21 protein-coding genes and 2 tRNA genes are annotated in these 20,209 nt (G+C 62.3%); 8 read left to right on the top strand and 15 right to left on the bottom strand.

The features are described from left to right. Positions 1–389: 389 nt before the first annotated feature. The 7 genes from J7355_RS03380 to J7355_RS03350 all read left to right on the top strand — a co-directional run bounded on the left by J7355_RS03380 (position 390) and on the right by J7355_RS03350 (position 7,055). Positions 390–2,294, top strand: a complete 1,905-nt coding sequence (locus J7355_RS03380) for a methanol/ethanol family PQQ-dependent dehydrogenase (RefSeq protein ID WP_293620746.1) — start codon at positions 390–392, stop codon at positions 2,292–2,294. Between the two features lie 121 nt (positions 2,295–2,415). Further along, positions 2,416–3,015, top strand: coding sequence for a cytochrome C (locus J7355_RS03375; RefSeq protein ID WP_209059939.1), 600 nt, complete (start codon positions 2,416–2,418; stop codon positions 3,013–3,015). Between the two features lie 14 nt (positions 3,016–3,029). Then, positions 3,030–3,962, top strand: coding sequence for a quinoprotein relay system zinc metallohydrolase 2 (locus J7355_RS03370; RefSeq protein WP_209059938.1), 933 nt, complete (start codon positions 3,030–3,032; stop codon positions 3,960–3,962). Beyond that, entirely contained in the window at positions 3,959–4,831 is an 873-nt protein-coding gene (locus tag J7355_RS03365) for a quinoprotein dehydrogenase-associated SoxYZ-like carrier (RefSeq protein WP_209059937.1), read from the top strand. Before J7355_RS03370 ends, J7355_RS03365 begins: the two co-directional genes overlap by 4 nt. Next, positions 4,828–5,748, top strand: a complete 921-nt coding sequence (locus J7355_RS03360) for a quinoprotein dehydrogenase-associated putative ABC transporter substrate-binding protein (RefSeq protein ID WP_247739736.1) — start codon at positions 4,828–4,830, stop codon at positions 5,746–5,748. Before J7355_RS03365 ends, J7355_RS03360 begins: the two co-directional genes overlap by 4 nt. Then, positions 5,741–6,481: a hypothetical protein gene (locus J7355_RS03355; RefSeq protein WP_209059936.1), complete on the top strand. Its 741-nt coding sequence runs from the start codon at positions 5,741–5,743 to the stop codon at positions 6,479–6,481. The genes J7355_RS03360 and J7355_RS03355 overlap by 8 nt, the downstream gene beginning before the upstream one ends. After that, the gene (locus J7355_RS03350) at positions 6,459–7,055 is read left to right on the top strand and encodes a DUF3280 domain-containing protein (protein ID WP_209059935.1); all 597 of its coding nucleotides are present in this window, start codon (positions 6,459–6,461) and stop codon (positions 7,053–7,055) included. The genes J7355_RS03355 and J7355_RS03350 overlap by 23 nt, the downstream gene beginning before the upstream one ends. A gap of 58 nt (positions 7,056–7,113) precedes the next feature. Here the strand turns inward: J7355_RS03350 and J7355_RS03345 are convergent, their stop codons facing one another. The 6 genes from J7355_RS03345 to J7355_RS03320 form a co-directional block, all read right to left on the bottom strand. After that, on the bottom strand, positions 7,114–7,605 hold the full coding sequence (locus J7355_RS03345) for a DUF302 domain-containing protein (protein ID WP_209059933.1): 492 nt from the start codon (positions 7,603–7,605) through the stop codon (positions 7,114–7,116). 68 nt (positions 7,606–7,673) lie between these two features. Continuing rightward, positions 7,674–7,976, bottom strand: a complete 303-nt coding sequence (locus tag J7355_RS03340) for a hypothetical protein (RefSeq protein ID WP_209059931.1) — start codon at positions 7,974–7,976, stop codon at positions 7,674–7,676. Positions 7,977–8,188: 212 nt separating this feature from the next. After that, a tRNA-Leu gene (locus J7355_RS03335) sits at positions 8,189–8,275 on the bottom strand. A 45-nt stretch (positions 8,276–8,320) separates the two neighbouring features. After that, entirely contained in the window at positions 8,321–10,882 is a 2,562-nt protein-coding gene (locus J7355_RS03330; protein WP_209059928.1) for an EAL domain-containing protein, read from the bottom strand. 30 nt (positions 10,883–10,912) lie between these two features. After that, on the bottom strand, positions 10,913–12,565 hold the full coding sequence (locus J7355_RS03325) for an acetolactate synthase large subunit (protein ID WP_209059925.1): 1,653 nt from the start codon (positions 12,563–12,565) through the stop codon (positions 10,913–10,915). Positions 12,566–12,631: 66 nt separating this feature from the next. Then, the gene (locus J7355_RS03320; RefSeq protein WP_209059922.1) at positions 12,632–13,066 is read right to left on the bottom strand and encodes a hotdog fold thioesterase; all 435 of its coding nucleotides are present in this window, start codon (positions 13,064–13,066) and stop codon (positions 12,632–12,634) included. Positions 13,067–13,143: 77 nt separating this feature from the next. On the opposite strand from J7355_RS03320, the gene gloA reads away from it, so the two are divergent. Then, complete coding sequence (gloA, locus tag J7355_RS03315; protein WP_209059919.1) at positions 13,144–13,656, top strand: lactoylglutathione lyase; 513 nt, start codon at positions 13,144–13,146, stop codon at positions 13,654–13,656. Positions 13,657–13,855: 199 nt separating this feature from the next. Here the strand turns inward: gloA and J7355_RS03310 are convergent, their stop codons facing one another. From J7355_RS03310 to pal, 9 genes are all read right to left on the bottom strand, one after another. Beyond that, positions 13,856–14,497 (bottom strand): hypothetical protein, encoded by a 642-nt coding sequence (locus tag J7355_RS03310; RefSeq protein WP_209059917.1) that lies wholly within the window; start codon positions 14,495–14,497, stop codon positions 13,856–13,858. A 177-nt stretch (positions 14,498–14,674) separates the two neighbouring features. Further along, on the bottom strand, positions 14,675–15,343 hold the full coding sequence (locus J7355_RS17985; RefSeq protein ID WP_209059915.1) for a response regulator: 669 nt from the start codon (positions 15,341–15,343) through the stop codon (positions 14,675–14,677). A 436-nt stretch (positions 15,344–15,779) separates the two neighbouring features. Beyond that, positions 15,780–16,262 carry a CinA family protein gene (locus J7355_RS03300; protein ID WP_209059912.1) on the bottom strand — a complete coding sequence of 161 codons (483 nt, stop codon included), beginning with the start codon at positions 16,260–16,262 and terminating at the stop codon, positions 15,780–15,782. Positions 16,263–16,415: 153 nt separating this feature from the next. Continuing rightward, complete coding sequence (locus J7355_RS03295) at positions 16,416–16,919, bottom strand: hypothetical protein (protein WP_209059909.1); 504 nt, start codon at positions 16,917–16,919, stop codon at positions 16,416–16,418. Positions 16,920–17,212: 293 nt separating this feature from the next. After that, positions 17,213–17,288, bottom strand: a tRNA-Lys gene (locus tag J7355_RS03290). Between the two features lie 60 nt (positions 17,289–17,348). Continuing rightward, entirely contained in the window at positions 17,349–18,044 is a 696-nt protein-coding gene (queC, locus tag J7355_RS03285) for a 7-cyano-7-deazaguanine synthase QueC (RefSeq protein ID WP_209059908.1), read from the bottom strand. 19 nt (positions 18,045–18,063) lie between these two features. Beyond that, complete coding sequence (gene queE, locus J7355_RS03280; protein ID WP_348522994.1) at positions 18,064–18,696, bottom strand: 7-carboxy-7-deazaguanine synthase QueE; 633 nt, start codon at positions 18,694–18,696, stop codon at positions 18,064–18,066. An 83-nt stretch (positions 18,697–18,779) separates the two neighbouring features. Beyond that, positions 18,780–19,553 (bottom strand): tol-pal system protein YbgF, encoded by a 774-nt coding sequence (gene ybgF / locus J7355_RS03275; protein WP_209059907.1) that lies wholly within the window; start codon positions 19,551–19,553, stop codon positions 18,780–18,782. Between the two features lie 9 nt (positions 19,554–19,562). Next, positions 19,563–20,135: a peptidoglycan-associated lipoprotein Pal gene (gene pal / locus J7355_RS03270; protein ID WP_247739734.1), complete on the bottom strand. Its 573-nt coding sequence runs from the start codon at positions 20,133–20,135 to the stop codon at positions 19,563–19,565. Positions 20,136–20,209 lie beyond the last annotated feature (74 nt).

Below are 20,209 nucleotides of genomic sequence, written 5' to 3'. Positions count from 1 at the left end.
TATCGGCTAGCGGGCAGGCCGTCGTTGTTGCAATGCAGCGCGCGAAATCTCGTCGTATTAGGGCCGTTGAGCGATAAATTCCCATCTCGATTGGCATATGGCTTCGGCCCCAAGCGCGACACGTAAAGAACAATGAAAACGCATGGTTGCTTGTCTTGGCGCCTTCGCTGTGGTGCGCATGGTTCTGCACACTTTGATTCGTTGCCGCAAACTCGGCATCCGCGCGTCGAAGCAAGCCGTAATCCAATTGACGGTAGTACGAACGCGTGCTATCGAAACGGTGAGGGGTTGACCGGACGCAGGTTCGCCAAGCCCGAGCACGGTTGCGGCCATGCGTGAACAAGAAAAATGGCCAAGGCCAAATAAACACGAGACGGAGGAGAAACGTCGTGAAATCTATACAAGCCAAGGGGGCACTCCGCCTGGCTACGGCAGCGGTTGCCGTATCCACGCTGATGGCTTCCGGTATCGTTCTCGCCCAGGACAGCAGCGCCAAGAGCTCTGACCTGGTCGAGATGCAGAAGGATCCGGGCAACTGGATCATGTGGGGTGGCCAGTACAACGGCCAGCGCTACAGCGAACTCGACCAGATCAATACCGAAAACGCAGGCCAGCTTTCACCGGCATGGACGTTCTCCACCGGCGTACTGCGTGGCCATGAAGGTGGTCCGCTCGTACTGGGCGACACCATGTACATCTCCACGCCGTTCCCGAACAAGGTTTTTGCGATCGATCTCGAATCCCACGCCATCAAGTGGAAGTACGAGCCGACGCAGAACCCGCAGGTCATTCCGGTCATGTGCTGTGACACGGTCAACCGCGGCCTGGCCTACGGCGACGGCAAAATCTTCCTGCAGCAGGCCGACACCACCCTCGTCGCCCTCGACCAGAAAACCGGCAAGGTGGCCTGGAAGTCCGTGAACGGTGACCCGAGCAAGGGACAGACGGCGACCAACGCGCCGCTGGTCATCAAGGACAAGGTCATCACCGGCATTTCCGGTGGCGAGTTCGGCGTCCGCGGCTACCTCACCGCGTACAACATCGACGACGGCAAGATGGCTTGGCGCGCCTACAGCACCGGCCCCGACGATACGATGCTGATCGATCCCGAAAAGACCATCGACGCCGTGACCCAGAAGCCGGTCGGCAAGGACAGCAGTCTCAAGAGCTGGGAAGGCGACCAGTGGAAGATCGGTGGCGGCACGACCTGGGGCTGGTTCACCTACGATCCAGAACTCGATCTGCTGTACTACGGCACGGGTAACCCGGGCACCTGGAACCCGACCCAGCGCCCGGGCGACAACAAGTACTCGATGACCATCTTCGCCCGTAACCCGGACACCGGTGAGGCCAAGTGGCTCTATCAGATGACGCCCCATGACGAATGGGATTACGACGGCGTCAACGAGAAGATCCTGGTCGACCAGGAAATCGACGGCAAGGAGCGCAAGCTGGTCGTGCATTTCGACCGTAACGGCTTTGCCTACACGCAGGATCGCACCAATGGCGAACTGCTCGTGGCCGAGAAGTACGATCCGTCCGTCAACTGGGCGACCAAGATCGACATGAAGACCGGCCGTCCGCAGATGGTTTCGGAGTACTCCACCGAGGGCAAGGTCGACCAGAACGTCACCGACATCTGCCCGGCCGCACTCGGCTCCAAGGACCAGCAGCCGGCGTCCTACTCGCCGAAGACCGGTCTGTTCTACGTCCCTACCAACCACGTCTGCATGGACTACGAGCCGACCAAGGTCGATTACACCGCCGGCCAGCCCTATGTGGGCGCCACGCTTGCGATGTACCCCGGCCCGGACGAGATCACCAACCCGGTCAAGAAGTTCGAAGGCAAGCGCATGGGCACGTTCATCGCCTATGACGCGACCACCGGCGAGATCAAGTGGTCGATTCCGGAGCGCTTCTCGGTATGGAGTGGCGCCCTGGCCACCGCGGGCGACGTCGTGTTCTACGGCACGCTCGAAGGCTACCTCAAGGCGGTCGACTCCAAGACGGGCGAGGAGCTGTACAGCTTCAAGACGCCGTCCGGCATCATCGGCAACGTCAACACCTGGAAGTACAACGGCAAGCAGTATGTCGGCGTGCTCTCGGGTATCGGTGGCTGGGCCGGTATCGGCATGGCCGCCGGCCTGACCGACCCGAACGCCGGCCTCGGCGCCGTGGGCGGCTACAAGGACCTCAAGAACTACACCCAGCTGGGTGGCGTTCTGACGGTCTTCACCCTGCCCGACTCCGTCGCCCAGAAGGCGGACGCCAGCAGCAAGGTCGCGTCGAAGTAACGCACCGATAGTATGACTCAATAGTCGTACGAAGCCCGTATCCGTTGCGCCACAGGTTCGGCGGATACGGGCTTTTTCATGGCCGTCATCCGGCGGTCACCGTGCAACCGAGGAGATGAAAATGACAAGAACCCGTCAGACGATCACCGCCGTGCTGTTCGCCGTGGCAACCGCGTCGCTCGCCGGCGCTGCGTTCGCCGCCGATGGCGACGAACCGATCGTCAACGATTACAGCAGCATGGGTGCCGAATACGGCAGCAGCGATAGCGACAAGGCAGACGAAAGCAAAGCGTCCGTGAGCAACGACAGCTCGGCTTCGAGCAGTACCTCGGCTGCCGTCGAAGGCGATGACGAGGGCAACCCCTACAAGGTCGATTGCGATGGCGAGGGTAGCTGCAAGGTCAGTGAAGCCGTGATGATCGGCTACGAGAAGTTCGGCAACCATTGTGCGCAGTGCCACGCCCAGAATGCGGAAGGCAGCACGTTTGCGCCCAGTCTGGTGCAGCGTCTCAAGGGCATGGGCCAGGGTCGCTTCACGGCAGCTGTGGCCGGCGGTGTGACACGCCTTGATTCCACGACCGGCCAGTACAGCGTGATGCCCGCCTGGTCCGAGAACGAAGACGTCATGAGCCACATGCAGCAGCTTTGGGCTTTTCTGAAGGCCCGCTCGGATGGTGCCCTGCCCGCGGGCCGGCCGCAGCGCATGGATAACAACGGCTAGGACATGAGCGCGCCATGCGTCGCACGCAATGGCTTGTTTGTCTAGTCATGTTGCACGGATTGTCGTCGGCGTTCGCCGGCGACGCGCCCGCACCGCTGCCGGTCACGCAAGTGGCCGACGGTGTGTTCGTTCACACCGGAGCGCAAGCCGAGGCCAATCGTGACAACAAGGGCGACATCGCCAATATCGGTTTCATTGTCGGTACCGACTGCGTCACAGTCGTCGATACGGGCGGCTCGCCACGCATCGGCGCGGCGTTGCGCAGGGCCATCGCAGCGCGCACCGCTACGCCGGTGTGTTACGTGATCAATACCCACATGCACCCCGACCACGTTCTGGGCAACCGCGCCTTTGTGAACGAGGGAACACGTTTTGTGGCGGCAGCCGGGTTCGATCAGGCGTTGGCTGCCCGCGGCGCGAGCTATCTCGATCGCCTGCCGGACACCATCGGAATGGACGCAGACAATTCGTGGCTCGTAATGCCGGACCAACAGGTGGACCAGAAGACGACGCTCGATCTCGGTGAGCGCGAGATCGTGCTCGAACACGGGCCGACCGCCCATACCGACAACGACCTCACCGTGTTCGATCGCAGGACCCGAACACTCTGGACCGGCGATCTGCTGTTCGTCGATCGCATACCGTCGATCGACGGCAGCATCACCGGCTGGCTCGAGACGATGGACGACTTCGCGGCAAACCGCATAGTGGCAACCGTCATTCCCGGCCACGGCCCGGTCAGCAACGATCTGGCGGCAGCGATGGCGCCGCAGCAACGGTATCTCGAAACGGTACGGGACGACGTGCGCGAAGCCATTGCCGAGGGTTACAGCCTGCAGCACACCGCAACCCACGCGACACAGACGGAGCGTGATCGATGGCTTCTCTTCGACGATTACCATCCGCGCAACATCACCGCGGCCTACACCGAACTGGAATGGGAATGACAGCCCGCAGCGCCGCTTGCGCCCGCTGGCAACGCCAGCTCGCCATGGGCTTTATGGTCGTGCTCGCAGCCGTATTCACGCTGCCCGCCGAAGCCGATGTGCAGCGACGGGATCAGGACGAAGCGGCCTGGAAGAGCCTGCGCGCCGAACACTTCCCCGACCGGTCGATTGCTGACGGCGAGGATGTGATCACGCTCGATGCGCCCTACCGCGCCGAGGATCCATCCGTCGTGCCGATCACCATCACCGACGAACGCGCCGGCACAGACGCGCCGCCCATACGCCGCCTGTGGCTGGTCATCGACAACAATCCCGTGCCGATGTCGGCCCGTTTCGATTTCGGCCCGGCGGCCGAATCCGCGACGCTCGCGACCCGGGTGCGGGTCAATTCCTATACCTATATGCGCGTGATCGCGGAAACCGCCGATCAGAAGCTGTATATGGTCAAGAAATACGTCAAGGCCAGCGGCGGCTGTTCGGCGCCGATCGGGCGCGACCTCGATGCCGCGCGCGAGAACATGGGGCAGATGCGCCTGCGCCAGATACGCGTGGGCGAAGGCGACGACCGGCGCACGCAGCTGTTGATCCGCCACCCGAACATCACCGGCCTGCAGATGGACCAGCTCACGCGGCTTGTCGAACCCGCCCATTTCGTCGATGCGATCAACGTACGCAAGGGCGACGCCCTGGTGCTGGATTCACAGATGACATTTTCGCTGAGCGCCAACCCGAGCCTGCAATTCAACGTGCGAGACGACGCGCGCGGCGCGCTTTCGGTGCACGTTCACGACAACAAGGACCAACAGTTCAAACAGACCTGGCCGGACAAACAGGCCGGGCTGTCTCAATCCAACGGAACCTCGTCATGATCTTCAACATGCATCCGATTCGTCGCGCACGACCGGCGCTGGCCCTGATGGCCGGCGCCACGGCGCTCTGGTTCGCAGCCGCCGGTCCGGCGGCAGGCGCCGACCGCCGCGTCGAAAATCCCGCGAGCGAAGCGCTACGCGTATGCGCAGACCCGAGCAACATGCCGTTTTCGAACGACAAGCGTGAAGGCTTCGAAAACAAGATCGCCGCGCTGTTCGGGGAAAAGCTCGGCGTGCCGGTGGAATACACCTGGATGCCCGAGCAGATGGGGTTCGGGCGCAATACCCTCAAGCGGTGGTTGCCGGAAGAAAACCGCTATGCCTGCGATTTGATCATCAGCGTCGGCAGCGGGTTCGAAGTCGGCAAGAGCACGTTGCCCTACTACCGCTCGACCTACGCGCTGGCTTATATCAAGGGTCACGACCTCGACGCGGTCGAGCGACCCGAAGACCTCACCACCCTGCCCGACGACACCAAACGTGACCTGCGTATTGGTGTGTTTACCGGCTCGCCGGCGGGCGACTGGGTGATCCAGAATGGATTCATCGGCCAGATCGTGAGTTATCGGGCCCAGTCGGGCGGCTACGACGTTGACCCCGCCGACATGGTCACCAAGGACCTCGCCGACGGCGATATCGACGTGGCCGTGGTCTGGGGGCCGATCGCGGGTTATTACTCCCGGCAGGTGGACAATGAAAACATCAAGGTCGTTCCCTTCTCGCGCGAGGACGGCCCGATGTTCGATTTCCCCGTCTCGATGGGCGTGCGTTACGGCAACGACGCCTGGCTGCACACCGTTCAGGGATTGATCGACGACAACCGCGACGAGATTCTCGCCATTCTCGAGGATTACGGGGTACCGATCGTGCCCCTGCGTGAAGAGGATCGCCAGGTACAGGAGGACGACGATGATTGATACCCGCACTGCAATGCGCCGCCAGACGACCGGACTATTGGTCGCGCTCGTGGCGGCGTGCGCCGTCGTCTCGTCGAGCCATGCGGCCGAGGACCAGGCGGCGCGTTCGGACGAGTTCTCGCAGGCCAATCGTCTGCTGTTCATGACCGATCACATGCGCAACGTCGACGTGCCGGCGAAGCTGAGCTACAGCTTCACGCGATCCGGCGACGCGAACGACAGCTACCAGGATCACGTCGATCTCGATGTGGCCGAGGGCGAGCGCGACGGCAAGCGCGTGAAGGTCGACTTCCTCACCGGCGATCGGCATCGCTATGTTCCCGACGTCGGCAATGCGCATGGCAACCCCGTCATCATGATGTTTCTTCAGAACGAGGTGTCGACGCTCGCCGAGCGCACCGGTGGCAGTTGGCGCTATTTCCAGCGGCGCATGAAGTTTGCGCTCGAGGACGATGCCACGGTCGACGAGGACAAGGCCCGCTACGACGGCCACGAAATCAAGGTGCAGCGCGTATCGATGCAGCCTTTCATCGCGGAAAAGGCGCATCGCAACGCGCTCGGCAAGGCAACCGAAAAGCGCTATGTCTTCACGCTGTCCAATGAAGTACCCGGCGGCGTGCTCGAGATGCGTAGCGAAACCCCGGCCCAGGACGAAACGCATGAAGCGACCGTGGAACGCCTCGCGCTGGAATCCGTAAAACGCGCCACGCATGACCCGTCCACCGGCAGTTGAGCGGCCTCGCGACAGCCGATTGCGCTACGTCGCGCTCGCTCTGGCCCTGCTGATCGGCAGTCACGCCACGGCTGTGTCCGCACAGCATGCGAAACGTCTTCTGATCCTGCCTTTCGATATGGTCGACAGCAGCCTGCAGGGTGATATGAACCACGGCCCGCTCGAGGCGGATGTCGCCCGGCTACAGCGAACCGAGGCCGTGGTCCACCGCGCGCTGGATGATCAGCCCGATTTCAACGTGATTCGTGACGCGCCGGTCGCAGACCGGATTCACGATGCGCAGCGCACGTATCGCTACCTCTATGCCTGCAACGGCTGCGAGACGGACCTCGGCAAGGCAGCCGACGCCGATCTCGTGATGACGGGCTGGGTACAGAAAGTCAGCAATCTCATCATCAACATCAACGCTGCGCTCTACGATGTCGAAACCGGCGAGACGGTAGGCGGCGCCTCGGTAGACATGCGCGGCAACACGGACACGGCATGGCGCGACGCGGCCCTCTACCTCGTGCAACACAGCCTGCTCGACAATTATCACGCGCGCCGCAAGAAGTCCGGGCACGGGCCGCAATAGATACCGGCACTGGCAGCGCGCGCTAAGTACCGGCGTTCGCCGCAGCAGCTTTACAGTCTTAGCGCTTCTCGGCCGCCGGCGGCACGACCGGTGTGATCGCGTAATCGATGATTTCCCGAATCTGGGCGTTAACCTCGACAGCCATCGTGTTGAACGCGTCGTGAGCCGTATGAGTCGGCAACAGGAGGCTGGCGACGTGAACACCATCGCCCTCTTCGAACACAGCGATACGACACGGCATGTAGAGGATCAGCGACGGGTCGATCTCGATTGCGCGCCGGGCGTACTCGAGATTGCAGAAATGCAGGATGGCGGCGTCGCCAAACGCCGGGTGGCCACGATCGCGCACGGCCTGGCCGATCTCGTGACGGCCTACCAGGGCAAAATTGTGCTGGCCGATGGCCTGCTCGAGGTCCAGCACGACATCGACGAACGCCTTGTCCGCCGGCGCAACCTGATCGTAGCGCGCGCGCTCGGCAGCCGCCGCGCCCGTGCCGATCAGAGCGCAGAGCAGGACAACCAGAACACGGAACCGGTTCGAATACCCCATCGCTCGAATGTAGCAGAACAGACGACACCCGGTGCCTGCGATGCACCTGAGGCGCTCTAGCGCATCATCTATAACCAGAACGTTCCGGTTCGTGGCATGGCGAGCGACGTCAGGCCGATGTCCCCGAAGATGCGACGACTGCAATGGTGACTCAGCGCTGCGCTGTCGATATCCGGCGCATCGCGGATCGGTGTGCGACGCAGGTTGGTACGCGAACGAAGCATGTCGTCGAGCACGCTCTCGAGCTGCTCGGCAAGCACCTCGTCGTCGGTCTCCATGAACGCTTCGAGCAATACCTGCCGGGTCTTGCGACGGCTACCCACCGTACTCAAAGCCTGGAGAATTTCGAGATATCGACGCCGGGATGCCATTGCTAGGCCCTGTAGCTGACGGAGTTGAAAATAACACCACTTCGCAAACGGAGCGGTTCGTGGAAATAAATACCCCGCTCGCCTGCTGTATCCGCAACAGAACAATTTTCTTTACCGTTGCCGCATCCGAAATGCCGCTTTTGAAGCGTTTAAAACGGAGTTTCACGGCGCATCGTGTCGGTGGGCGCAGCCACGATGACAGAAGGGATGGATGGTGCCGTCGGAGGGACTTGAACCCCCACAGCCTCTCGGCTACTAGGACCTAAACCTAGCGTGTCTACCAATTCCACCACGACGGCAGCGGCCGCTATCGTAACCGAAGAGACGACGCCACGCAGCACTTTCTACGGCTGACGCGAGCGCACGCCCCGAGCGCGTGCGAGCTGTTCGGCGCGCATCGGTGCGCCGACGTGAAAACCCTGCACGAAATCGACATCCCGGCGCGCCAGCCAGGCGTACTGGCTGCGGGTTTCCACACCCTCTGCCACGACTTTCAGCCCCAGATCGTGGCCGAGCTGGATAATCGCGAGAATCGTGCGCTCGTCCCGCGTGTCGGTGCCGATACCACGCACGAAATCACGATCGATCTTGAGCACGTCGACCGGCAGATCCTTTAGATAAGCCAGCGAGGAGAACCCGGTACCGAAATCGTCGAGCGCGATATAGACACCCAGGTCATGCAGGCGACGGAGTACCGATGCGGCGAGGCTGCGATCGCGCATTACGGCGGTTTCGGTGACCTCCAGACACAGCTGCGATGCCTCGATATGCGTCGTGCGGATCGCCTCTTCCACGAGATCGAGCATCTGCGGATGCATGAGCGTGACCGCCGATATGTTCACCGATACGCGCAAACCGCGCAGCCGCTTCTGCCAGCCTGCGGCAGCCGTACAGGCCTCGTTGAGCGTGCGGCGATCGAGATCGAGTATGAGTTCGCTGTCTTCGGCGAGCGGCACGAAATCGGTCGGCGCCACTTCGCCCAGCTGCGGATGGTGCCAGCGTAGCAACACCTCGACGGCGCTCCAGGCGCCCTGCCGCGCGATCGACCGCACCGGCTGGTAACGCAGACTCAGCTGGTCGCTCTGAAGAGCCTCGCGCAGGTCCTCTTCCAGCAACCGCTCATCCTGGATGCGGCTGGAATGGGTCGGGTCGTAGCGACAATGCGCCATGCTGTGCAGATGGGCATGGCGCAAGGCCAGCCCGGCACGCTTGGTCAGATCCTTGAAATTGACCGCATCGCGGGGCGCCTGCGCCATGCCGGTTCGGACGCGCAGATGAATCGGCTCCGCGTCGGCCATGAACGGCGGTTCGAACGCCTCGCGTGCGATTTCCACCATCCGCTCGGGATCTTCGCGTTCGTCGAACAACAGGCCGAGTTCTCCGCCACCCAGCACGCGCGCGAGCGTGGCGTCATGGCCATTGAACGCGTCCTGTAGCCGCGTACCGATCTGCTGTATCAGCGATTCGGCGATACGGTAGCCCTGGATATCGAAGACCCGCTCCCAGCGCACGATCTGGAGCAGCATAAAGTGCACCGTGCGCTCGCCGGCAAGACTCTGCTCCAGCATGCCGTCGGCCCGCTCGCGCAGCAGGTTGCTGTTGGCGAGGCCGGTGAGCGGATCGAAATACGCCAGCTGTTCGATGTCGCGGCGACGCTGCACCAGTTCGGCGATGTCCCGCAACCGAACGGAAATCGCGGTGGTTTCCTGCCACTCGGTACGCAGCATCGACATCTCGACATCCATCCAGCCGCCGCGTGCATGCAGCAGGCGTCGTTCGCCGCAGAGCACATGGCCATCGCGCAGCGCCCGGGCGATGCGGGCCTCGACTTCGCTGACCGCCTCCTCGCTGATTTCGTGCAGCGTCACGAGTGCTTGTTGGCTTGCGCTGTAGCCAAGCAGTTCGCGAAACGACGCGTCCGAGTCGAGAATGCGCGCGGATACCGGATCGATGAGAAATACGCTGTCGCCGGTTTGGGCGAAGGCGCTCTCGTAACGACTGCGGACCTCGTTGACGCGGCGTTCGAGCTCGAGATTGCGTGCGAGATCCCCGATCGTGCAGCTTATGTATTCGACCGCACCCGCGCTATCCCGGTGCACATCGATGGTGATCGTGGCGTCGAAGCGCTCGCGTTGTCGCGTGCGCATACGCAGCGGGCCCGTCCAGTGCCCGTTGCGCCGCGCGGTCGGGAATATCGTTGCCCTGACGTGTTCACGGCTGTCCGGCTGGATGAAGTCCATCAGCCGGAATTCGGCGATGGGCTCGTCGGGTGCCAGGCCCAGTATTTCCCGCGCCGACGGGTTGAGATATTCCAGGCCGCCATCCGGCCGGGCCATGCCGATGGCATCCACGCTCGCTTCGACGATGCGGCGAAATCGCTCACCGTACGATACCGACTGATGCGCACGCGTCTGCACGATCGCGCGCCCGACGACCGCGCCTAGGCGAATGGCGCGGTCGCGCTCTGTGGTCGACCACTGCCGGGGCCGGCTGTCCTCGTGACAGAGCACCCCGGTGAGCACGCCGTCGACATAAACCGCCGCGTCGAGCAGGGACACAATGCCGAACGACGACAGATAGGCGGAAAACGCATCCCCGGAGCGCGGCGACATTTCCGCGGCATCGCTCAAGCGAAAGACCGCGTCGCTGTCGAGTGCCTGCAGGTACTCGGGCCGCAGCGAGATGTCGAGCGTGAGGCCGGCTTCATCATCCGGCACGGCGGGCCAGCAGCACACGCGATTGATGCGCCGCCGGTCCCGCGAAAACAGCCAGACCGACACCCGGCTGACATCGAGCACCGCGGCCGCCGTCTCGACGATGTCGCCCAGCGCCGTGTCGAGGTGTTCGAACCGGCGAGCGAACAGCGCCCGGATCTGGGCTGGCTCGTCCGCGTTGGGCGCATTCATGGGGTGGTCTCCGTCGCTTACTGCCGGATCTCAACCGCTGCCATCAAGGATCGATTTCGGGACGTGATGGGCATTGTCCAGGTCCTGGTTGGCCCGGTAGTCGATCGGACAATCGACCAGTACCACACCGCCCTGCGCATACGCGCGCTCGAGTACCTCGCCGAGCCGGTCGCCCTCCTCGACACGCAGGCCGGTTGCGCCGTAGGCCTGCGCATAGGCCACGAAATCGGGGTTGCCGAAGGACATGCCGAAATCCTGGAACCCTTCCCCAGACTGCTTCCAGCGAATGAAGCCGTAGCCGTCGTCACGCACGAGCAGAATCACCAGGTCCAGCCCCAGCCGTACGGCAGTCTCGAGATCCTGGCTGTTCATCATGAACCCGCCGTCCCCGCAGACCGCGAGCACGCGCCGGTTTGCGTGCACGATCTTGGCCGCCATGGCGGCCGCCAGGCCCGCGCCCATGCTGGCCAGGGCGTTGTCGAGCAATACGGTGTTGTGGCCGTAGGCGGGATACATGCGCGCGAACCAGATCTTGTAGATGCCGTTGTCCAGGCTGATGACGTCCGTACGGTCCATGACCGTGCGAACCTGCTGGACGATGCGCTGGGGCGTAAGTGGATAGCTGTACGCCGGTTCGCTCAGATGAAGCGTGTCGTTGACGTAGTCGCGCAGCCGGGCCAGACGCGTACGGTCGAACGTCGTGCCCTGAAGCCGGGCGCGCAGATTTTCCAGCGTGTTGGATATGTCGCCGATCACCTCGTGTGCCGGGCTGTAGTACTCGTCCGGATCCGCGGTGACGAAATCGATGTGGACGATCCGCTTGTCCTTGTCGACATTCCATACCGCAGGTGGGTACTCGACAACATCGTAACCCAGCGTGATGACGAGATCGGCTTCGTCGATCGCCGAATGCACGTAGTCGTGCTTGTGAATGCCCATGCAGAACAGGCTCTGCGGATGGTCGTCCGCCAGTACGCCCTTGCCCATCTGCGTGCCGATCGCAAACAGGCCGGTGGCCTCGACAAACGCTTCGAGCTGTTCGGTGATGCGCTTGCGGTTGGCCCCGGCCGAATAGATGATGATCGGCTGGCGTGCCGCGCGGATCATGTCGGCGGCCTGCTGGGTCGCCTGATCGTCCGCATTGGGCCGGCGCAGCGTGATGCGTCGTTGCGGCACGCTCGGCGCGATGTCCTCGCCGGCAATATCTTCGGGCAGTTCCAAATGGACCGCACCCGGACGCTCGCTCTCGGCCAGCTTGAACGCATGACGCACACAGCGCGGAATGACGCCGCTGTCGGTGATCGAGTAGGCCCACTTCGTGACCGGCTGGAAAGTGTCGACCACGTCGATCAACTGGAACTTGCCCTGGCGATTGTCGCGAATCGCCTTCTGGCCGGTGATTGCCAGCAGTGGCATACCACCGAGTTGCGCATAGGCAACGCCCGTCAGGAGATTCGTGGCGCCGGGTCCGAGCGTGGACAGACACACGCCCGCGCGCCCTGTCAGACGCCCGTAGGTCGCGGCCATGAATGCAGCGTGCTGTTCGTGTCGGGTGACAACAAGCTGGACACGGCTCTCGCGCAGCGACTCCAGCAGGTCGAGGTTTTCCTCGCCCGGCACGCCAAACACATACTCGACGCCCTCTTCCTCCAGGCATCGAACAAACAGGTCGGATGCTTTCAATCTGAATCCTTGTGTGATCTTTGCCGTTCGAATATAGCGTATCGCTGGCCGACAGGCCGCGCGCTGCTAACCCTCGGGCGCCGGGACCACCGCCACCGTCAGCCGCGACACGCACAGATGGCGCTGCTGGTCGTCGTAGAGATCCGTCTGCCAGACATGGGTGCTTCGGCCGACGCGTATCGGCGTACAGCGTGCGGTCACCCGGCCCGCCGATGCGCCGCGCAGATGGCTCGCGTTGATGTCGATCCCGACACAGGCGAAGCGCTTGCGGTCCACGCACAGATTCGCGGCGATGCTGCCCATGGACTCCGACACGGCGCAGGACACACCGCCATGCAGAAGACCGAAGGGCTGACGGGTGCGCTCGTCAATCTCAAACTCGGCCTCCAGCGTGCCGTCGCCGATGTCGGTATAGACAAGGCCCAGACGCGAGATCATGTCGCGGGCGTTCAACGTATTGAGTCGTTCCAGATCGACGGGTTCAAACCAGTAGCTCGACATGGGCAGTCCTGTTCACGCATGTGTATGGCTCAGGCATAGTACAACGCACTCATTCATCGCTCTCGAAAGAACCCGATATGGCTTTCAACACCGAGGACGCGCCGGGCGTACACGCCGATGTGCCGGCCGAGACGAACGGCTTCATCTTCAACCACACGATGGTGCGCATCGTCGACCCAGAAGCGTCGCTGGCGTTCTACACCAAGGTTTTCGGCATGCGCCTGCTGCGCAAGGTCGATATGCCGGAAGGCGAGTTCACGCTCTATTTTCTGGCCTGCGTGGGCGACGACGACGTACCCGACGATAAGGACGCGCGCGCCAAGTACGTCAATGGGCGTGAAGGCGTGCTCGAACTGACCCACAACTGGGGTACGGAAAAAGACCCGAACGCCCGTTATCACAACGGCAACGAGGAGCCGCAGGGCTATGGCCACATCTGCTTCACGGTGCCGGACCTGCAAGCGGCATGCGAGTGGATGGACAAGAACGATGTCGCGTTCAAGAAGCGGCCCGAGGACGGGCGCATGAGTCACATCGCCTTCGTGCTCGACCCGGACCGTTATTGGATCGAACTGGTCGCTCGCAAATAGCGACTGCTAATCCGAGCATTACCGGCATTCGACTTGGGTAATGCCTGTGCGAGATAACGGGCGCCGGGTTGGCCGATACGGACCCGGCGCCTTGTCGGCCCAGCCTTTTGCGCTAGTCATTGCGACGCGAATACGCATTGCCCCACGTGCCGACCGAACAGCCGGTTCGGTCATGCGCACTCCACAAGCCTGGCTCGTATCAGGCTGTCGCTTCCGTCGTGCTTATCAAATAGCGCCGCAGCGTGCGCGCATCGCGCCGGGAGCACCGCAGAGTGGTTCCGGCGCTATCCGGCACCAGCCGTGCGTTCGCGTGGTCGACAGAAAAGGAGCGCTCGGCACCGATTGTTTGCTCATAGGGCCCGACCGTGACAATCGCGGTCACCTCGAACGCGCGAATTTGCCGCCATAACGCGTCGTCGCGCTCCGACTCCGCGGACGCATCAAACCCCGCCTTGCGAGCCGCTTCACGGACAAGCCGGTAAAACGGGCCCAGCGCCACCTGCTGGCTGGATTCGACCGGCCCCTGGCCGATCTCTTCGGCGGTACAGCCGGCGCCATCGGTGTCCCATTCTTTTTCGACCAGTTCGCAGAACTGATCGCCGTCCTGCGTGTGAAGATTGACGAAAACGCCACGCAGATAGACGAATTCCTTCCCCATATTGCTGAACAGGCACATCGAGTCCAGGCCCGTGCCATCGCCCTGCTTGATGAAAAGCCGTGGTTTCTGTTGGCGCTTCTGGTTCGCCGACATGAGCTGGCCATACACCGTCCAAACGATGAGTGTCAGCCCGGTCACGATGACCGTCAGTGCCGCGGCATGCTCGATAACGAATTGCCACATGACACTGTTTCCTTACATTGGATTGGCCGCGAAATATAAAGCGATGCCGAATAGCGGGATATCGGGGGTTTTTCGCTGGGAAAATTTACGGGTGGCGTCGCGCGCGGCGTGTCTGCTAGACCACCCTTGCGCGCGAAGGGCCGCAGGAGCACCGTCAGGCTCACGCCAGTCAGCCGTTCAGCTTCTGGGCCCTGTCGCCGCATCGACATGGCCGGCGATATCGTCGAACGGCGGCAGACTGTCGTAGTGCTCGGTGAGGCACGCCATCTTGGTGAGTGTCGCGACCGAACCGATATGCAGCTTGCCCATGATGTTCGCGCGATGGCTCTCCGCGGTGCGCCGGCTGATGCCCAGTGCCGCCGCGACCTGGCGCGTGGAAAGCCCCTGCACCATGCCGCTGGCGATCTCTGCCTCGCGGGGCGTGAGTCGCTTGAGTTGCTGGACATACATGCGCGTGTCGTCACGCTGTGCATGCGTATGGGCGCCGCTTTTCACGCAGTGCGCGATCTCGGCCAGAAGGCACTCGGGCGCAACCGGCTTGCGCAGGAATCCGGCCGCACCGAGTCGCATCGCTTCCACGGCCAGTGGAACCGAGGCATGGCCGGTCATGAACAGCGTGCGAACGCGTAAACCTCGTCCGCTGATCGCTTGTTGAAGCGCGAGGCCATCCATTCCGGGCAGGCGAATATCAATGACCGCACAACGATCGCTAGTGGCTTCGGAATGATCCAGAAACCGCTCGGCGCTACTGAAGCACCGCGCCCGATAGCCGGCGCCCGCGACCAGACCTTTTACGGACTCGCGTACCGCGTCGTCGTCGTCGATGATCGAAATATAATCACTCACTGTTATCTCCTGGGATTACTTGATCCATGACAAGCATGTATTGACGGGAACCCAGTTCTTCAGTGACGCAGAAGTGCCTCTTTCTGCATGGGGCCTAGCCCCGAGTTGTATTGAAACGGATAAAGATTCGATGCCGCGCTGATGTGTTGTTCGGACATACAGCAGCGCCGCCGCAGTGAAGTTTATTTACGGACTGCTCCGCGGTTTTCAAGAGTCGTGTTTCGTAATGCAGAACGCCGGAAGCATTGCTGTCTGGTATGAGGGCACGGTTCACGACGTTCTAGGGCGTTTATCGCAAACCTGCCCCGTAGCGCCGGGTATTTCCGTGTTTTTGCCTACCCGGCCTTGGGCTATTCCCTCGGCAGATGTCGAAGTTATATAGGCTGAACTACCGGTATCGGTGCCGATCAGTCTGCTTGCGTTTATCCGGACGCACTCAGAAACCACCATGCAGGCGAATCGCCTCGCGTAGCCCGCAGTAGGCCATTTCGAGGCGCTGATCGAATCGATCACCCTCGAAAACACAAGCCTTGACATGGATATACGAGCGTCCGCCGTTCCGAAGCCCCCAGCCCAGGACCGCGCGGCCGCATGGCGAGGCGCCATCGGCAGCGTGGGTTTCGATGTTGGTGTTCACGATGACGAGGTGGGCAGCGCTGGACTTGAGGATCTGCTGAACCATCGCGACGACAACCACATCACTTGTTGCCCCATGCGCTCGGCGCAGATCATCGCCGACACCAATAAGCCGATCCTTCGCTTCGAGCGATTGCGCAAAGACGCCATACTCAACCACCGCATGGCCGCGATCGGCTCGCAACAACTCGGACACGATCAGCCCCCCCGTCCCGCATTCCGCGGTCGCGATCTTGAGTTCGTGTTCCGTCAGGTAGTCGACAATGGCGTCTATCGGCCGCATCTGCCCGCATTCCGAGGATCAAAGACGCGCAGAATAATCAGCGTCGATGCGCCAATCTCTCCGTTTCTTTGCGGATACTGCAGCGGTGTGGCTTCGCGGTGACTCGCTTTCCTGCCGATCGCATTCCATACCGCCCAGGCGCTCGCGCGTGAGTCACCCGGTTCGCGATTGAGCAGCGACCACAGCCATTCGATCGATGACAGCATGGGCTTCGCGGATATGTCCTACGCGCCATATATCATGGGTTCTGCCTTGAGCATCGAACATCGGGTTGAGTACACGATGCCGCGCCGCACGCGCACTAAGCGCCCGCACATCGGGAAGCGACACCGGATACGCGTCGTATCGGCGGATCGCGCGCTTGAGGGTGGCCGCGAGGCACGCACCACCTGCAGCCAGCGCTGCAGGCAACAGACTCTCGATATGAGCGGCCGTCGTGCCGCCGCCAACGAATGCCGTAAGCCAGACGAGGCCATACCCGATCGCGAGCATCCAGAGCACTCGTGTCGGGATGAAGCGCGCAAGGAGCACCACGGCTGTCACCTTGTTTGGTCGATAGTCGCCAAATACGAACGGCGCCTGGTTCTCGCCGTTCGCCACCGTCGCGCCCGCCAGCGGCGGCGCGAGGTCGGCGGTAAGTACACGTTCGCTATACATTTTTCTTCCAGAATTCGTTTGGCACCCGAGAAGGCACCCTTTGATTGGCCGGCAATTCTGGAGATCGGCGATGCGTGAGGCTATCCGTAGTTCACGCCATTTGCGGGTTGGACCCGATAGCGCGAGCTTTTGAAAGTCTGCGATGCGGCATGGCGCTCTGCACGGCGCTAAAAACAGCGGACGAGGCCGCTACGCGTCGGTACCCGCAGGAAGAAGGCGCGGACAACGCACGGCGGCGGATCAGGGCTGGTTCGCTGTCCAATTCGGACGCGGTTGCCAGCAAACAAGAAGAATGGTGGGCCGTGCAGGATTCGAACCTGCGACCAATTGATTAAAAGTCAACTGCTCTACCGACTGAGCTAACGGCCCCGCTGTTGCGGCGCGCATCATACCCGATTCTTACACGAAAATCAGCGCCGAGATGATGTTTTAGTTGCGATATCGTGTCGGGTCCGAAACGCCAGCCTCTTCGAAGCCGGCCCGCCTGAGCCGACACGCATCGCACACGCCACAAGCCCGTCCTTCCGTGTCTGCCTGATAACAGGAAACCGTTTCCGCATAGTCGACGCCGAGCGACGTGCCAAGGCGGATGATTTCGCCCTTGCTCAGCTGCATCAGCGGCGTGCGTACTTGAATACGCACGCCGTCCTGGACGGCCGCCTTGGTAGCCACACCCGCAAGCCGCTCGAACGCCGCGATGAATTCGGGCCGGCAATCGGGGTATCCGGAGTAGTCGACCGCGTTCACGCCGATGTAGATGGCGTCGGCAGCCAGTACTTCGGCCCATCCCAGCGCTACGGACAGAAACAACGTGTTCCGGGCGGGCACATAGGTATCGGGAATACCCTCGCTCGGCGTCTCGGGCACATCGATTTCGGCGTCGGTCAACGCGGACCCCCCCATGCCGTCGAAATCGATACGCACGCATTTATGGTCCACGATCCAGTCGCGCGCCGCGGTGTAGGCCATCGCCGCATTCAGCTCCGCGGTATGGCGCTGACCGTAGTCGAAACTGAGCGCATGGCAGACATAGCCGTCCGCCCTCGCCTGTGACAGGCACGTGGTTGAATCCAGGCCGCCGGAGAAAAGCACGACAGCACGCGGCGCGCGGTGGCGTTCGGTCATGGGGGTCACCCGGGTTGGGTTAGCGTCCGGGTTCGTCGCCCCATAGCTGTTTGTGCAGTTGCAGCTGAAGCCTCACGGGCAGGCGATCCGCGATGATCCACTCGCCCAGCGCACGCGCATCCACCGCGCCGAAGGCTGGCGAGAACCAGATGGTGCAGCCCTGGGGAACCGTCAGCTCAGCCACGCGATCGCGGGACCATTCATAATCCGCACGCGAGCAGATCACGAACTTGAGCTGATCGTGGTCGGTCAGCCGATCGATATTCTTCCAGAGATTGCGTGCCGCCTCGCCGGAATCGGGCGTCTTGATGTCCACCACGCGCGATGCGCGTGTGTCGACATCGCTGATATCCAGCGCGCCTGCCGTCTCGACACTGACCGCATAGCCGGCATCGCACAACCGGCGCACGAGCACGGAGGCATTCGGCTGCGCCAGAGGCTCACCGCCGGTGACACACACGTGATGCGCCCCAAGCGCGTCGACTTGCGCGACGATCGAATCGATATCCTGCCATTCACCGCCCGAGAAGGCATAAGCGGTATCGCAGTAATGGCACCGCAACGGACAGCCGGTCAGCCGTATGAACGTACAGACCGCCCCCGCATCGCGCGCCTCGCCCTGCAACGAACAGAATATCTCGGTCAGACGCAGCGCGTTGACGCGCTCCGGCCAGCGGCTGTGTGTGACGCCTTCGGCGCGAGACCGTTGCGCAGTCTCGATTACGCTGGGCAACCCTAGCCGTCCAGGCCCTGCAGCCGCTTACGCGCCATCTCGGCCACGTTGCTGTCGGGGTACTGGTCGACCACACGCTTGAGGGTGCCGTAGGCGTTGTCCACTTCACCCCGCTCGTCCTGGATCACACCGATCTTGTAGAGCGATCCCGGCACCTTGTCGCTGGCGCGAAAACGGTTCACCACGGTCTGGAACGCTTCGAGCGATGCGTCGTAGTTGCGCTTGACGTAGTTGGCTTCGCCCAACCAGTACCAGGCGTTGTCGCTGAAGCTGCTTTCCGGGTTCTGCTGGAGAAAGCCCTTGAACGCGCCGATGGCGGCGTCGTAATTGCCGTTCTTCAGCTGATCGAAGGCCGCCGAATACTGCTTCTCGACTTCCGGATCCTGGGAGGTGCTGTAATCGTTGCTTTGCTGGCCCGACGAAGCATCGCCCCCGTCGTAGGATCCCGATCCGGCACCCTGGCCCGACGACATGCCGCCGCCGTTCTCCAGCTGGTTCAGACGCTTGTCGAGATTCTCGTAGAGGTCACGCTGACCCTGCTCGTTCTGGCGCAGCTGATACTGCAGCGTATCCACCTGCCCCTGCAGATCCCGGACCTCGGATTGGAGCCGCTGAATATCCTGGAACAACGAGAACAGGTTCGGCCCGCCGCTGTTGTTCTGCGCAAGCATGACGGGCTGATCGTTCGCCGGAGCGGCCGACGCCGGCCGGGACTGGGTCCCGGCCGCCGTGGCCACGGCAAACGTCACGAGTGCGATAGGTAGAGCGTGACGCATGACGGGTACTTACTTGGTGTAAATGAACTCGACGCGGCGGTTCTGCGAATACGCAGATTCGGTCGAGCCGAGCTCGGCCGGACGCTCTTCGCCGAACGAAAGCGTGGAAAGCTGGCTGGCACTGGCACCCGAGAGCACGAGCGCCTGCTGTACCGACTCGGCACGACGCTCGCCCAGGGCGACGTTGTATTCACGCGTGCCGCGCTCGTCGGTGTGACCTTCCAGACGCAGCTTCACGTTCGGGTGCTCGCTCAGATAGCGACCGTGGGCCTGAATGGCCTGGGAGAACCGCGACGGAATCGCGCTCTGATCGAGATCGAAGTAGATGATGCGCGTGGACAGCGGGTTGTTCGGGTCGGTGAACATGCTGCGATCGGCCGGGTCGATGCCTTCGAGGCCGCGCACGTCGATGTCGCGACCCGAATTCATGCCCATGCCCTGATCGCCCTGCTCACCCATGCCAGCGGCCGGCATGTCTTCGCCATCACGCAGGTTCTTGTTGCCCCCGCACGCCGCCAGCGCCACTGCCGCGGCCATCAGCAACGCCACCAGCGAAAAACGCTGGCCCTTGTTAATCGTCATGTTTTTCATCCTTGTGAAAACTCCTATGGACTGTTCGGCGTCTCGCCGTTTTTATCTCAAGAACAACCCGACCG

Source organism: Endozoicomonas sp. G2_2, assembly GCF_017744135.1.
In the GTDB taxonomy this organism is placed as follows: domain Bacteria; phylum Pseudomonadota; class Gammaproteobacteria; order Nevskiales; family Salinisphaeraceae; genus Salinisphaera.
Note: the sequence above shows the minus strand (reverse complement) of the source record. Positions and strands in the feature narration are given on the sequence as shown.

What these genes read in the sequence shown, in the direction of transcription:
- J7355_RS03375 (WP_209059939.1), top strand. Translation starts at nt 2,416, where the DNA reads ATGACAAGAACCCGTCAGACGATCACCGCCGTGCTGTTCGCCGTGGCA.
- J7355_RS03370 (WP_209059938.1), top strand. Translation starts at nt 3,030, where the DNA reads ATGCGTCGCACGCAATGGCTTGTTTGTCTAGTCATGTTGCACGGATTG.
- J7355_RS03365 (WP_209059937.1), top strand. Translation starts at nt 3,959, where the DNA reads ATGACAGCCCGCAGCGCCGCTTGCGCCCGCTGGCAACGCCAGCTCGCC.
- J7355_RS03360 (WP_247739736.1), top strand. Translation starts at nt 4,828, where the DNA reads ATGATCTTCAACATGCATCCGATTCGTCGCGCACGACCGGCGCTGGCC.
- J7355_RS03355 (WP_209059936.1), top strand. Translation starts at nt 5,741, where the DNA reads ATGATTGATACCCGCACTGCAATGCGCCGCCAGACGACCGGACTATTG.
- J7355_RS03350 (WP_209059935.1), top strand. Translation starts at nt 6,459, where the DNA reads ATGACCCGTCCACCGGCAGTTGAGCGGCCTCGCGACAGCCGATTGCGC.
- J7355_RS03345 (WP_209059933.1), bottom strand. Translation starts at nt 7,605, where the DNA reads ATGGGGTATTCGAACCGGTTCCGTGTTCTGGTTGTCCTGCTCTGCGCT.
- J7355_RS03340 (WP_209059931.1), bottom strand. Translation starts at nt 7,976, where the DNA reads ATGGCATCCCGGCGTCGATATCTCGAAATTCTCCAGGCTTTGAGTACG.
- J7355_RS03330 (WP_209059928.1), bottom strand. Translation starts at nt 10,882, where the DNA reads ATGAATGCGCCCAACGCGGACGAGCCAGCCCAGATCCGGGCGCTGTTC.
- J7355_RS03320 (WP_209059922.1), bottom strand. Translation starts at nt 13,066, where the DNA reads ATGTCGAGCTACTGGTTTGAACCCGTCGATCTGGAACGACTCAATACG.
- gloA (WP_209059919.1), top strand. Translation starts at nt 13,144, where the DNA reads ATGGCTTTCAACACCGAGGACGCGCCGGGCGTACACGCCGATGTGCCG.
- J7355_RS03310 (WP_209059917.1), bottom strand. Translation starts at nt 14,497, where the DNA reads ATGTGGCAATTCGTTATCGAGCATGCCGCGGCACTGACGGTCATCGTG.
- J7355_RS03300 (WP_209059912.1), bottom strand. Translation starts at nt 16,262, where the DNA reads ATGCGGCCGATAGACGCCATTGTCGACTACCTGACGGAACACGAACTC.
- J7355_RS03295 (WP_209059909.1), bottom strand. Translation starts at nt 16,919, where the DNA reads ATGTATAGCGAACGTGTACTTACCGCCGACCTCGCGCCGCCGCTGGCG.
- queC (WP_209059908.1), bottom strand. Translation starts at nt 18,044, where the DNA reads ATGACCGAACGCCACCGCGCGCCGCGTGCTGTCGTGCTTTTCTCCGGC.
- ybgF (WP_209059907.1), bottom strand. Translation starts at nt 19,553, where the DNA reads ATGCGTCACGCTCTACCTATCGCACTCGTGACGTTTGCCGTGGCCACG.
- pal (WP_247739734.1), bottom strand. Translation starts at nt 20,135, where the DNA reads ATGACGATTAACAAGGGCCAGCGTTTTTCGCTGGTGGCGTTGCTGATG.